We start from the raw sequence: 13,196 nt of genomic DNA, 5'->3' as shown, positions 1-13,196 counted from the left end.
GTTTCGGTACGAAAACGTTCTTAACCGGCTATTTCCGGAGAATAGTTCTCGCGCCCGATTTTTTCGGCGCGGCGCGGCAGGCAAGCGGTCTGTCGCAGATGAACGACCGCTGCGTGAATTCGGACCGCCTGCGCATCAGCGCGCCTTGCAACGGCCGGGGAATCCCGCCAAACGCGGTGGTACACGCGTGCGTCTCCGCAACTCCCCTTTTGCCCCAGATCGGGTCCCCGCCCCAATGTCGTTGTTCAACCGTTTGTTCTCGTTTCTCAGCCAGGATATGGCGATCGACCTCGGCACCGCCAATACGCTCGTTTATGTCCGCGGACGCGGCATCGTCCTCAACGAGCCATCGGTCGTTGCCATCGAGACCATCCGCGGCACGACGACGGTCAAGGCCGTTGGCAGCGAAGCCAAGCTGATGATGGGCAAGACGCCCGGCAACGTCGAATGCATCCGCCCCTTGCGCGATGGTGTCATCGCCGACATCGACATCGCCGAGAAGATGATCAAATATTTTATCGCCAAGGTGCACACGTCGCGGCTGCCGCGCTTCCCCGAGATCGTCATCTGCGTGCCATCGGGATCGACCAGCGTCGAGAAGCGCGCCATCCGCGACGCCGCCAACAACGCCGGCGCCAGCCAGGTCTATCTGATCGAGGAGCCGATGGCGGCGGCGATCGGCGCGGGCATGCCGGTGACCGAGCCGATCGGCTCCATGGTCGTCGATATCGGCGGCGGCACGACCGAAGTCGCGGTGCTCAGCCTGCGCGGGCTGGCGTACACGACATCGGTGCGCGTCGGCGGCGACAAGATGGACGAGGCGATCGTCTCCTATGTGCGGCGTAACCATAACCTTTTGATCGGCGAGATGACCGCCGAGCGCATCAAGAAGGAAATCGGCACCGCCAAGCCGCCGGCCGACGGCATCGGCATGACGCTCGAGATCAAGGGCCGCGACCTGATGAACGGCGTGCCCAAGGAAATCACCATCAACCAGGCGCAGATCGCCGATGCGCTGGCCGAACCCGTCGCGACGATCGTCGAGGGCGTCCGCGCCGCGCTGGAGAATACCCAGCCCGAACTCGCCGCCGATATCGTCGACCAGGGCATCGTGCTGACCGGCGGCGGCGCGCTGCTGCGCGATATCGATGTGGTGCTGCGCGAGGCCACCGGGTTGCCGGTGACCGTTGCCGAGGACCCGTTGACGTGCGTGGCGATCGGCACCGGGCGGGCGCTCGAGGATCCGATGTACCGCGGCGTGCTGACGACGGCTTAAGGGCCGATCGCGGCGCGGATGTAACGCGGCTGGCGCAAAATCGCCGAGACGCTATGCAACGTGGTGGGCACGGCGTTTAATTGTGTCCAGCAAGAGCCCGGACTGGGCTCGCAGAAGGCAGGAAATGGACTGGACGCCCGCGCCGAGACGATCGAGCGCCATGCGCCGCGAGCAGAACCTCGCCCTCGTGGGGGCGGTCGTGTCGGGCGCGGTGATCGCCGGCGGACTGGTGCTGTTGCTGGTGGCGCGGGTCAATCCCGACGGGGCGGCGCGAATGCGCGGCGTGATGCTCGACCTGACGACGCCGGTGTGGAGCGTGGTGCGGGCACCGTTCGATGGCGCCGGGCGGGCAATCTCCTGGGCCGGCGACTATCTGGGCGCGGTCAGCCGCAACCGCGCGATGGAGGCCGAACTGGCCGAGGCCAAGGCCGACCTGCAGCGCGCCGCCGCCGATCGCCGGGCACTGGCGTCGCTGCGCAAGCTGGACAAGGTGCGCGATCCGGCGCGGCGCGTGGTGGCGACGGCGCGAATCGTGTCGGCGACGTCGGGTTCGGTGGTGCGGTCGGCGATGATCGCTGCCGGGCGCGGCGACGGCGTCGGGCCGGGGCTGCCGGTGATCGGTGCCGATGGACTGATCGGGCGGACCATCGAGGCGGGCGCGCTGTCGGCGCGGGTGCTGCTGCTGACCGATCCGGGTAGCCGGGTGCCGGTGGTGGTGACGCGCACCGGCGAGGCAGCGCTGGCGGTGGGACGCAATACGCCGAACCTGGTGATGCAGGACCGGGTGGGCGCCGATGTGCCGCTGATGGTCGGCGACACGCTGGTGACGTCGGGCGATGGCGGGGTGTTTCCGCCCGGCATTCCGGTGGGAATGATCATCTCGATCGGGGAACCGCCGCAGATCCGCACGGCCGCCTCGCCCGTCGGTGCCGGATATGTGCTGGTCGAGGCAGCCTATCTGCCGCTGCCGGTGGTCGACGCGCCCCCTGCCCTCGACGCGCCGGTACCGATCGAGGCGCGCCAGGGCAAGGCGTCGCCAGCAAAGCCGCAGTCGTGATTTCCCGCTGCGAAGCCGCAGCCATGACCGCCGGCACATGATGAACCGCAACGCGCCGCCGTGGCGATTGATGGACGCCGCCGAGCGCCGCCGTTACTGGTGGGGCCATTGGCGGATGGGCATCCCGGCGCTGAGCACGCTGCTGCTGGTGCTGGTGATGACGGCGCCTTTGGTCGTGCCGGTGCCGGTGTTTCCGCAACTGGCGCTGCTCGGGGTGTTCGTGTGGAGCATTTTCCAGCCGGGGTTGATGCCGCCTTGGGTCGCATTCCTGGTTGGGCTGGTCGCGGACCTGCTTTTCGCGCAGCCGCTCGGGGTCAATGCGACGCTGTTTGCATCGGCGGCCGGCGTCGTGCGGGTCCTTGAAAACCGTTATGGCCATCATGCCTATAATTTCGACTGGGGCATGGCGGCGGCGATGGTCATCGTCTTCGAGGTGCTGACCTGGCAGTTGATGGCGCTGGCGGGCAAGCCGGTGCCGCTGCTGCCGCTGGGCTGGCAGGTGCTGACCAGCATCGCCGCCTATCCGCTGGTGGCGGCCTATTGTGCCCGCATCCAGCGCCGCGCCTTTGGGCCGGACCGGGCGCGGTGAGCAACGAAGCCATTCGTCAGCAGGGCTTCACTCGCCGGGCGCTGTTCCTCGGCGGCGGCATGGGGCTCGTCGGCGCCGCGCTGGCGACGCGGATGGCGTGGCTGTCAATCTTCGAGGGCGAGAAATACCGGCTGGCGTCGGAGGACAACCGGGTGCAGCTGCGCCTGATCCCGCCGCGGCGCGGCTGGATCGTCGATCGCAACGGCAAGCCGCTGGCGCTCAACAAGCCCGACTACCGGCTCGAGCTGATCCCCGACCAGATCGGCGATCTCGATGCGGTGCTCAAGACGCTCGGCGGTATCCTGGCGCTGAGCTATGACGACGAGCTGCGCATCCGCGCCGATATCGCCATCCAGCCGGGCTATATGCCGGTCGAGGTCAAGCGCGACCTCGATTGGCCGACCTTTGCCGGGCTCAATGTCAAGGTCGCCGACGTGCTGGGGCTGCGTCCGGTGCAGGCGTTCAGCCGGGTCTATCCCGATGCCGATCACTTCGCCCATCTGCTCGGCTATGTCGGATCGCCGACGCCCAACCAGTACAAGGAGCAGAAGGACCCGCTGCTGATCTTTCCCGGTTTCCGGATCGGCAAGGACGGCATCGAGCGCCACGAGGACCGGCTGCTGCGCGGCAAGGCGGGGGCGCGGCGCGAGGAGGTGACGGCGCGCGGCAAGGTGGTGCGCGAACTCGACACCCGCGGCGACGAGCCCGGCGCGACCCTGAAGCTGACCATCGACCGCGACCTGCAGAGCTTCACGGCGCGGCGGCTGGGCGACAACAGCGCCAGCGTCATCGTCATCGATTGCGTCACCGGCGACGTGCTGACCATGGTGTCGATGCCGGCCTATGATCCCAACGTCTTCTCGACGCGGGTGCCGACGAAATTGTGGAAGGAATTGCAGGACAACGACCATAATCCGCTGCTCAACAAGAGCGCGATGGGGCTGTATCCGCCGGGGTCGACCTTCAAGATGGTGACCTCGCTGGCGGTGCTCGCAGCCGGGGTGCCGCCCGGCGCCGGGACCAGTTGCTCCGGCAAATACCGGCTCGGCAACAACACCTGGCATTGCCACAGCCGGCGCGGCCATGGCTTCGTCAACATGCACACGGCGCTGCCCAAAAGCTGCGACGTGTATTTCTATGCGTTCGGCCGCCAGGTCGGCATCGACGCGATCGCGGTGATGGCGCGGCGGATGGGGCTGGGCCAGAAATACGAGCTGCCGCTGCCGGGCCAGGCCGCCGGCATCGTTCCCGACATCGCCTGGAAGGACAAGCGCTATGGCAAGCCGTGGAATCCCGGCGAGACGCTCAACACCTCGATCGGGCAAGGCTATCTGATCGCCAATCCGCTACAGCTGGCGGTAATGACGGCGCGCGTCGCCAGCGGCCGCGAGGTCATGCCCCGGCTGCTGGTGCCGACGGATGGCAGCCCGCCGCCGGAATTTCCCTCGCTGGGCATCCCCGAGGAGCATCTGCAGATCGTTCGCCAGGGCATGTACGACGTCATCAATTCGGGCATCGGGACTGCCCGCGGCGCCCGATCGCCGATCGATGGCGTGCATTTCGCCGGCAAGACCGGCACGGCACAGGTGCGGCGGATCACGGCGGCGGAGCGGCGCGCCGGCGTCAAGCGCAACGAGGCGTTGCCGTGGAAGCAGCGCGACCATGCGCTGTTCGTCGCCTTTGCCCCCACCGAGGAGCCGCGCTATGCGATCAGCGTCATCATCGAGCATGGTATCGCCGGCGGGCGCTATGCCGGGCCGATCGCGCGCGACGTGCTGACATTCCTGTATGATCCGGAGCGCGCCATGAAGACGTTGATCCCGATCGAGGCGGCAATGAAGGCCCGGCGCGAGGCCGAGGCGCGCGCCGCTGCAGTCGAGGCAGCTGCGGTTGCCGAGCCCGAGACGCTGATGCCGTCGTGGCTGCGCATGGAGGAAGTCACGCCGCCGGTGTTCGAGATCGCGCCGCCCGATGCGCCGCAACCCGAGCGCGACGAGCCCTGATGTTCAACGGGCCGTGGATGCGCGAACTGAGCCGGATGCCATGGGGCATCGTGCTCGTTACCATCGGGCTGGCCGGCTTCGGCATGGTCATCCTCTATTCGGCCGCCGGCGGCTCGCTTTCGCCATGGGCGCTCAAGCATGGCCTGCGGTTCTGCCTGTTCCTGGCAATGGCGCTGGGGATCTCGATCATAAGCCCCGATACCTGGATGAAATACGCCTGGGGTGTCTATGGCGCGGTGCTTGTCGGGCTGATTGGCGTCGAACTGATCGGGCAGGTCAGCGGCGGCAGCCAACGCTGGCTCGACCTTGGCATCATCCGGCTGCAGCCATCCGAATTCATGAAGCTCGCGGTCGTCATGGTGCTGGCGCGCTTCTATCATTTCCTGCCCAAGGGTTACGAAACCAGGCCGGCGGCGCTGTTTCCGGCGCTGGCGCTGATCGCGGTGCCGGCGGCGCTGGTCATGCTGCAGCCCGACTTGGGGACGGCGCTGTCGATCGCCTTCGGCGGCGTGGTGGTCATGTTCCTGGCCGGCGTGCGACTGTGGCTGTTCCTCGGTGCAGCGGTTGCCGGTCTTGCGGCGATGCCGCTGGCCTGGTCGATGCTCCACGACTACCAGCGCAAGCGCGTGCTGATCTTCCTCGACCCGTCCACCGATCCGCGTGGTGCCGGCTACCATATCACCCAGTCGAAGATCGCCATCGGATCGGGCGGCATCTCGGGCAAGGGCTTTCTCAACGGCACCCAAAGCCATCTCGACTATCTGCCCGAACTCCACACCGATTTCATCTTTGCGACGATGGCGGAGGAATGGGGGCTGATCGGCGGGCTGTTCATCATCGGCGGCTTCGGCATCATCCTGGGCTGGGGCATCATCACGGCGATGCAGGCGCGCGGGCAATTCCAGCGATTGCTGGCGCTGGGCCTGACCTCGACGCTGTTCTTCTATTTGGCGATCAACATGATGATGGTGATGGGGCTGGCCCCCGTGGTCGGCATCCCGCTGCCGCTGGTGAGTTACGGCGGATCAGCGATGTTGACGGTGATGATCCTGATTGGCCTGATCATGGGCATCGCGCGGCAGAATAAACTGCCCAACGCATGATGGAAGCGCTGGACATCCCGGCGTGCCATTGCTAACAGCCTGCCTCCACGCAGTCTCCTGCGCAGGGACGTATAGCTCAGTCGGTAGAGCAGCTGACTCTTAATCAGCGGGTCCCAGGTTCGAACCCTGGTGCGTCCACCATATTTTCAATGACTTAGAGGCAATGATGCCGGGGTCGTTGGAAGCTAGGTAGCAAATAAGTAGCAGCGTGGAACGGTTCGTTGCGGGCGGCTGGTAAGGGTGCTATGCTTTTATCATAGGCACTTCGGCCGACGTGGCGACAGTCCCGCCCCTGCCCCCGTCCAATTTTCGCCGTTTCCCTACCCTGCTGCCGGTGGATGCTGTTGCGCCAATGTGAAGCGCCGCATGGCTGGCACAGCGCCAGCCTTCGCTCTGCCTCCGATGTCATCATGTTGACGGAAGGCAGCAGGTTATTGAAACGGTAGAAGCCTTGTCCAGATCAGAGATCCAGCCTAGGTCCAACTTCTCACGTCGGGGGATGGATGAATGCACGGGCGTATCGCAGCGGCTATTATAGCGTCAGGTCTCATATTTTCTTCCGCCGGTGCTGCGGGGGACACAGAACAACTGTGCGCAAAAGAGTGGGACGGAAACTTTCGTATGCAGGAGTACTGCATAAAGAAGGGCCAAGAAGGAGCAGCAGACTACCGAGCAATCGCGCGCACCTATCAAGCTAATAGTGCAATGTCGCGGGCACTGAGTAAGTGCTTTCAGGATTGGACGGAAGGCGGACTGACTAATTGGCGAATGGCAGCCTATTGCGGCAGAAAACAGGCTGAGAGTTACGAGCGATTGCGCTAAAAGGGGACAAACTGATGTGGACGGTAACTATAATCTCTTCGGGGATAGGCGTATTGCTATTTTTTACAGGAATGGCCGGCGCAAAATCCGCCGTACAAGAGGCAGCATCAGCAGCGCAGGCTATGGCTTTCGCGGTCATTCCCTACATCATGTCACGCGCGCTAGAAGCTCGGGCGGCTGAGACGCTGCGAAACAGGGCCATTAGTGGCTCACAGAACGCGGCAGAGAAAGACTGACCCTGCCCTCATACCATCTTCCAATCAGGAAAGGCCCGCGACACCCGGCACAACAGTGCCCGAAGCGATGAAGGCGTCTACAGCCGCAGCTTTGTAACGAACGGCGTGGCCGACTTTGATATAAGTCGGCCCTACGCCCGCCCAGCGCCACCGGCGAAGTGTTCCAGGAGCCACGCTCAACATAGTTGCGGTCGTCTTCTCGTTAAACAGAGTATCGATCAGAGTCATCACTCGCTCTCCATGCCTTTGTGAATGGATAGTTGTAGATCATGCGCATATTTGTTCCTATCGATAATGATCAAGAGTTCGGAACTATTACTTTCTACTTTCTCTACCCACCTCGCCGCGGCCTCGCCGTCCGCACAGACGGCTGGTGGCCCCGCTCTGGCCTCGCCGTCCGCACAGGCGGCTGGTGGCACCGCTCTGGCCTCGCCGTCCGCACAGGCGGCTGGTGGCCCCGCTCTGGCCTCGCCGTCCGCACAGGCGGCTGGTGGCCCCGCTCTGGCCTCGCCGTCCGCACAGGCGGCTGGTGGTGCCGCTCCGGCCGCTTTGGATTGTCGTTAGTCAAGTATTCGTTTCAGTGAGAGAAGGACACGCCGGGTGCGGGCGTGATCGCGTCCGCACACATAGTCAATAAAAAGAGGCTTAGTTCTGAACTTGAGTTCAGAAGTTCTATACTTACCTACTTTTTTTACGCCTCGTGGGGGTAAAAGGTAAATACTTTTTGAACACTTTATTACTGTTTATTGAGAACGATTATCAATAGTAAATTGTCAAGTTGCAAACTGTGATTATTATGTAACAATTCGGAACTTGACCGGAGTCGGCCACCGTCAATGAAGGGTGCAGTCAGGCCCCTTGTTCGGCTGGAAAGTAGACCACTCCATGTTCGATCCATCTGGCGGCGACTAGTCTCCCCGTTATTTCCTTAGAACCTACGTCCAGAAGCAGCGTGATACTGGCGAGAGATACGCGCTTGGATAAATCGCACGATTGGCGGCAATACGGTATTCATTATACTTCTTCAATTTTAACTCGCACAGGGCTGATCATTTATTGAGACGTCATCTTTACGAACGCTCCGCCGACAAGGTTTGCAGCGAGCTTGACCGGGTCATCTGCCAAGTGGGCGTATCGGGCGGTCGTGGCGGCTTGTGTATGTCCCAGCAACTTACCGATCATCGGCAAGCTCAAGCCCAAAGACGCGGCGACACTGGCATAGGTATGCCGCAAATCGTGAAGCCGAACTTCATCGAGGGCGGCTAGGTCACGAATCTTTCGCCAAGGCTTTTGCAAGTTCACAAGCGGCTTGCTGCCCGAGCGCCCCGGGATCACATAAACCGCGTCGGCGGCTGGGGAGGCCTTCAGTTCGGTTAGCAATGCCAGCGTCTCGTCCCCCAACGGAACTTTGAACGCACCTGTTTTGGTATCTGGTAGTGACAACATCTTTGAGTTGAAGTTGATCCAAGCCCACTCTAACGCCAGCACCTCCCCCAGCCGCCGGCCCGTGAGCATCAGCAACTTGATTGCTGCAATAGCACTGGTGGGCACGGCTTGGACATCGGGAGAGTGAAGTACGCCCCATAGCCGCATGACTTCATCCGACGTAAGGAAACGCTCCCGCTTCTCTTCACGATAGCGATCGATGTTCTTCGCCGGGTTGCTGTGATCTGGACGAAGTCCCCATCGTTCCGCAAGTGAGAACATCTTGGACAAAAGCGCCAAGCACCGGTTGGCTTCATAGGGCGTCGACGAAATGCTGTGGTGCAATGCCGATACGTGTGCCCGCGTCACAGCAGCCACCTTCTTGCTGCCAATCGCTGGTAGAATGTGGCTGTCAATCAATCGCCTGTCATTTCGGATTGAACTGTCCTTCTTTCGAATGCCGGCGTGTTCCAACATATATCGCTCGCACAGGTCGTGGATCGTTGGCGCGGCCCGCCCTTCCTGCCTTAAGGCTGACGGGTCGCTGCCCTTTGCCACCTCCGACAGCCATTGCCTGGCCGTCGCGCGTGCTGCTTCGGGACGCACTGCCGGCCAGCTTCCGATGCTAGGCTTACGCTGTTGGCCGTCTCGGGTGCGGTAGAACAGCAAAAATGTGCGCTTGCCGGCTGGCGTAACCTTCAAACCGAAGCCAGCAATCTCGTTGTCCCAAACGACCACGTCCTTTGCAGCAGGCTGTATGCCCTCAATGCTTCGAACTGTTAGCTTCATCTTCACAGTGCGACCCCGCCGCGCTTCTAGGTAGCGGATAAGTAGCATTAGGTAGCAACAGGACGCAACGTCTATCTACAGTCTCTGTTGGTTTTCTTATTGTGAATCAACGAACTATCGCCACTCAACGCCCAGCACCGCCACCCATAAACAACTCTGACATGAGACTCTTAATCAGCGGGTCCCAGGTTCGAACCCTGGTGCGTCCACCATTCTCCCAATTTACACCATAGAGATAAGTATCTGCCCTCGGATGCGGTCGGGTCTTCCACTAGGCCGCATTCACCTTGGGAATGAATACCGATTTTGGCCGCGTGAACTCGAGCAGCCCGGCGAGGCCATTCTCCTGCCCGAACCCCGATTGCTTGGCCCCGGCCAGGGGCGTGAACGGCGTCGACTGCAAATTCTGGTTGATCCACACCGTGCCGGTATCAAGCCGATGCGCGATCGCCGTGGCGGCCTCGACATCCGCCGACCAGACCGCGCCGGCAAGCCCGTATTCGCTGTCGTTCGCCCGCCGCACCACATCGTCGAGGTTGCTCCACTTGAGCAGCGGCAGCACCGGGCCAAAGGCTTCCTTAACGACGACGCGGCTATCCTCGGGCGGGTTGTCGACAAGGGTGAGCGGCACGAAATAGCCGACTTCGGGCACCGGTGCGCCCTGCAGCAAGACCAGCCCCTGCTGCCGGGCATCGTCGATCAATCCGAGCACCCGGCGATACTGCGGCTCGTTCTGCACCGGGCCATAACGATTGCCCTGCTGCGCGCCGTCGCCGACCGTCGTCGCCAGCGCGAGCGCGTGCAACTGGTCGCGCATCTCGTCGTAAATGTCCTCGTGGATATACAGCCGCTTGGTCGCCACGCAGACCTGCGCCGTGTTGTGGAAGGCGCCTTCGAACAATTGCGCCGCCACCGCGCCGACATCGACATCGGCGAGCACGATCGCCGCGTCGTTGCCGCCGAGTTCGAGCGTGATGCGCTTCAGATCCTTGGCGGCGCTCTCCATGACCCGGCGCCCGGTCGCGGTCGATCCGGTGAAGCTGATCTTGGCAAATCCCTTGTGTGCCGTCATCATCGGTCCCAGCGCATCGCCGCCGGTGATGATGTTGAGCACCCCGGCCGGGAAGCAGTCGCGGATCAGTTCGCCGATGCGCAGCGTCGTCAGCGGGGTGAACGGCGAGCGCTTGAGCACCATTGTATTGCCCGCCATCAGCGCCGGGCCGATCTTCCAGATCGCCAGCAGGACCGGGAAATTCCACGGCACGATGGCGCAGACCACGCCGAGTGGCACATGATGCACCTCGACGCGCCGGGTCTCGCTGTCCTCGGTCACGTCGACAGGAATATCGAGCATCGTGCCGGCGCGCAGCCACATCGCGGCGCCCTTGATCTCGCCCAATGCCCCCGGATAGGGCCGGCCCTGCTCCGACACGAACAGGGTCGCCAGCGCCTCGGCATTGGCGTCGATGATGCCGGCCGCAGCGGTCAGCGCCGCCTTGCGCTCCGCCATCGGCACGCGCTTCCAAGACTCGAACGCCCGCGCAGCGGCGGCCACGGCCCGGTCGAGGTCGGCGGCGCTGGCGTCGGGCGCTGAGGCGAAATCCTTGCCCGTCGCCGGGTTGCGCACCGGGAACGTCCCTACGCCGGAAATGCCCTTGCCGTCAATCGTCATGGAAAGCAGGGTCTGCGCGGGTGCCGTCATGTGCCAATATCCTCGTAAACCTGATCTTGCTCGCAGGTTTACAAACTAATGGCGTTAGATAAAGCCGTTTCGGCGTGGCCAGTTCAATTGGAGAGGGTGAAGATGATCGAAGGTGGATGCAATTGCGGCGCCATTCGCTACCGCATCGAGGGTAGCCCATTGGCCATCGCCGCGTGCCATTGCACGCGCTGCCGGCGGCAGTCGGGCAGAATCTATTCGGTCAACCTCGTGGTCAAGCTGTCCGACATGGCGGTCGAAGGCAGTCTCGAATCCTTCGAGGACACCAGGTCCGATACCGGCAATTCGGTCTATCGCGAATTCTGCGGCGATTGCGGTTCGCCGATCCGTTCGCTGCTCGCCGGTAGCCCCGGCATCGCGGCGGTCAAGGTCGGCACCGCCGACGACCCGGCGGCGCTCGCCCCGGCGTTCCACGTCTGGACGTCGATGAAATTGCCGTGGGTCGAGATTCCCGCCGCGCTGCCGCAGTTCGAACGCAATGCCGGCTAGTTCGCCCCTTGCGGGCATCAACGTCGTCGATGCCGTCACTGGCCCGCTGGCGCCGATCACCCGCTATCTCGCCGACCTCGGCGCCGATGTCGTGCGCATCGTGCCCGATGACGGCGACCCGATAACGGCGCTCGTCGCTAATCGCGGCAAGCGATCCGGCGACGCGTCGAGCCTGGCGACCGCGCATATCATCGTCGACGACAGCGGCCTCGATCTCGCCGCGCTGCGCGCCGCCAACCCCGCGCTGGTAACGATGACAGTCAGCCCGTTCGGCACCGGCAACGCGCTCAGCGACTGGGCCGCCACCGGCCCCGTCCTCCACGCCTTGTCGGGCGAACTCTCGCGCTCGGGCATCACCGGTCGCGGGCCGCTCCTTCCCCCCGGCGACCTCGCCCATCAATGCGCCGCCGTCCAGGCCGCCTATGCGCTGCTCGCCTCGCTGCTCCACGCCTTGCGCACCGGCACCGGCGACCATCTCGATTTCGCAGCGCTCGACGGTGCCGTCCAGGCGCTCGATCCCGGCTTCGGCATCGGCGGCAGCGCCACCCTCGGCCGCCCCGCGCACCTGCTGCCGCGCGAGCTGCCCCCCAGGGGCTATCAATACCCGATCATCGCCTGCGCCGACGGCCATGTCCGCATCTGCATCCTCGCCGTCCGCCAGTGGCAGGGCCTGTTCCGCTGGATGGGCGCGCCCGCCGCCTTCGCCGATCCGTCCTTTAACAAGGTCGGCGTCCGCTATAAATCGCCCGACCTGCTGCCCGCCATCGCCGCCTTTTTCGCTCCCCGCAGCCGCGCCGATCTCGAACGCGAAGCCGAAGCGCACGGCGTCCCGCTCGCCGCCATCGCCACCCTCGCCGAAGTTACCGAAGGCCCGCACTTCCGCGCCCGCAACCTGTTCGCCGACGCCCAATTGCCAGATGGCCGCACCGTCCCGCTGCCCGGCGGCCCGATCACCATCGGCGGTGTCCGCATTTTCGCTTCCGACGCCGGTGCAGCTTTCCCGCCACCCGCGTCTCCCCGCCACAGCCACGCCTTCACCGGCCTGAAAGTCCTCGATCTCGGCATCATCGTCGTCGGCGCCGAGGCCGGGCGGCTGTTCGCCGACCAGGGCGCCGACGTCGTCAAGCTCGAAAGCCGCGCTTTCCCCGATGGCAACCGCCAGTCGCACCTCTCCTACTGCCTGTCCGCCGGTTTTGCTGCCGGCCACCGCAACAAGCGCAGCCTCGGCCTCGACCTACGCAGCCCCGCCGGCAAGGCGATTTTCCTGCGCCTCGTCGCCGAGGCCGATGTCATCCTGTCGAACTTCAAGCCCGGCACCCTCACAGCGCTCGGCCTCGATCCCGAGACCCTCACCGCCGCCAACCCCGGGATCGTCACTGTCGAAAGCTCGGCCTTCGGCAACACCGGGCCCTGGAGCCGCCGCATGGGCTATGGCCCGCTGGTCCGCGCCGCCACCGGGCTCAGCGACCTGTGGCGCTACCCCGGCGACCCCGAGGGCTTTGCTGACTCGATCACCATCTACCCCGATCATGTCGCCGGCCGGATGAGCGCCATCGCCGCCACCGCGCTGCTCATCCGGCGCCTGCGCACCAGTCGCGGCGGCCATGCCGCCATCGCCCAATCGGACGTCATGCTCGCCCAGTTCGCTGAGCCAATCGTCCGCGCGGCGCTCGGCGACCCCGCCGGG

At 64.1% G+C, this 13,196-nt stretch carries 10 protein-coding genes and 1 tRNA gene (1 of these 11 running past the window's edge); 8 read left to right on the top strand and 3 right to left on the bottom strand.

All coding sequences use genetic code 11. The annotated features are described in order from the left end of the window. The first annotated feature begins 235 nt into the window (after positions 1-235). The 6 genes from IEW98_RS13790 to IEW98_RS13765 all read left to right on the top strand — a co-directional run bounded on the left by IEW98_RS13790 (position 236) and on the right by IEW98_RS13765 (position 6,169). On the top strand, positions 236-1,276 hold the full coding sequence (locus tag IEW98_RS13790; protein WP_188763712.1) for a rod shape-determining protein: 1,041 nt from the start codon (positions 236-238) through the stop codon (positions 1,274-1,276). A gap of 124 nt (positions 1,277-1,400) precedes the next feature. Beyond that, positions 1,401-2,333 (top strand): rod shape-determining protein MreC, encoded by a 933-nt coding sequence (locus IEW98_RS13785; protein ID WP_188763710.1) that lies wholly within the window; start codon positions 1,401-1,403, stop codon positions 2,331-2,333. Positions 2,334-2,370: 37 nt separating this feature from the next. Further along, positions 2,371-2,922: a rod shape-determining protein MreD gene (gene mreD / locus IEW98_RS13780; protein ID WP_188763708.1), complete on the top strand. Its 552-nt coding sequence runs from the start codon at positions 2,371-2,373 to the stop codon at positions 2,920-2,922. Next, on the top strand, positions 2,919-4,925 hold the full coding sequence (gene mrdA / locus IEW98_RS13775; protein WP_243450779.1) for a penicillin-binding protein 2: 2,007 nt from the start codon (positions 2,919-2,921) through the stop codon (positions 4,923-4,925). The genes mreD and mrdA overlap by 4 nt, the downstream gene beginning before the upstream one ends. A gap of 17 nt (positions 4,926-4,942) precedes the next feature. Further along, positions 4,943-6,028 carry a rod shape-determining protein RodA gene (rodA, locus tag IEW98_RS13770; protein WP_243450778.1) on the top strand — a complete coding sequence of 362 codons (1,086 nt, stop codon included), beginning with the start codon at positions 4,943-4,945 and terminating at the stop codon, positions 6,026-6,028. A 65-nt stretch (positions 6,029-6,093) separates the two neighbouring features. Beyond that, a tRNA-Lys gene (locus IEW98_RS13765) sits at positions 6,094-6,169 on the top strand. A 941-nt stretch (positions 6,170-7,110) separates the two neighbouring features. Here IEW98_RS13765 and IEW98_RS13760 read toward each other — a convergent pair. The 3 genes from IEW98_RS13760 to IEW98_RS13750 all read right to left on the bottom strand — a co-directional run bounded on the left by IEW98_RS13760 (position 7,111) and on the right by IEW98_RS13750 (position 11,002). After that, positions 7,111-7,314 carry a helix-turn-helix transcriptional regulator gene (locus tag IEW98_RS13760; protein ID WP_188763704.1) on the bottom strand — a complete coding sequence of 68 codons (204 nt, stop codon included), beginning with the start codon at positions 7,312-7,314 and terminating at the stop codon, positions 7,111-7,113. Positions 7,315-8,139: 825 nt separating this feature from the next. Beyond that, a complete protein-coding gene (locus IEW98_RS13755; RefSeq protein ID WP_243450781.1) occupies positions 8,140-9,300 on the bottom strand; it encodes a tyrosine-type recombinase/integrase in 1,161 nt (386 codons plus the stop codon). 271 nt (positions 9,301-9,571) lie between these two features. Continuing rightward, complete coding sequence (locus IEW98_RS13750) at positions 9,572-11,002, bottom strand: aldehyde dehydrogenase family protein (protein WP_188763700.1); 1,431 nt, start codon at positions 11,000-11,002, stop codon at positions 9,572-9,574. A 102-nt stretch (positions 11,003-11,104) separates the two neighbouring features. Between IEW98_RS13750 and IEW98_RS13745 the strand changes: the two genes are divergently transcribed. Continuing rightward, complete coding sequence (locus IEW98_RS13745; protein ID WP_243450777.1) at positions 11,105-11,509, top strand: GFA family protein; 405 nt, start codon at positions 11,105-11,107, stop codon at positions 11,507-11,509. Next, positions 11,499-13,196, top strand: partial view of a CaiB/BaiF CoA-transferase family protein gene (locus IEW98_RS13740; RefSeq protein WP_188763697.1) — the 5' portion only. 549 nt of this gene lie beyond the right edge of the window; 1,698 of the gene's 2,247 nt are visible here — the first part of the coding sequence; its start codon is at positions 11,499-11,501; its stop codon lies beyond the right edge, outside the window. Before IEW98_RS13745 ends, IEW98_RS13740 begins: the two co-directional genes overlap by 11 nt.

Source organism: Sandarakinorhabdus glacialis (assembly GCF_014643455.1).
In the GTDB taxonomy this organism is placed as follows: Bacteria; Pseudomonadota; Alphaproteobacteria; order Sphingomonadales; family Sphingomonadaceae; genus Sandarakinorhabdus; species Sandarakinorhabdus glacialis.
The sequence above is the reverse complement of the archived record's forward strand: the minus strand, read 5'-3'. Positions and strand labels throughout refer to the sequence as shown.

Bases quoted from the DNA above. Each gene is read 5' to 3' on its own strand.
- IEW98_RS13790 (WP_188763712.1), top strand. From the start codon at position 236: ATGTCGTTGTTCAACCGTTTGTTCTCGTTTCTCAGCCAGGATATGGCG.
- IEW98_RS13785 (WP_188763710.1), top strand. From the start codon at position 1,401: ATGGACTGGACGCCCGCGCCGAGACGATCGAGCGCCATGCGCCGCGAG.
- mreD (WP_188763708.1), top strand. From the start codon at position 2,371: ATGATGAACCGCAACGCGCCGCCGTGGCGATTGATGGACGCCGCCGAG.
- rodA (WP_243450778.1), top strand. From the start codon at position 4,943: ATGCGCGAACTGAGCCGGATGCCATGGGGCATCGTGCTCGTTACCATC.
- IEW98_RS13760 (WP_188763704.1), bottom strand. From the start codon at position 7,314: ATGACTCTGATCGATACTCTGTTTAACGAGAAGACGACCGCAACTATG.
- IEW98_RS13755 (WP_243450781.1), bottom strand. From the start codon at position 9,300: ATGAAGCTAACAGTTCGAAGCATTGAGGGCATACAGCCTGCTGCAAAG.
- IEW98_RS13750 (WP_188763700.1), bottom strand. From the start codon at position 11,002: ATGACGGCACCCGCGCAGACCCTGCTTTCCATGACGATTGACGGCAAG.
- IEW98_RS13745 (WP_243450777.1), top strand. From the start codon at position 11,105: ATGATCGAAGGTGGATGCAATTGCGGCGCCATTCGCTACCGCATCGAG.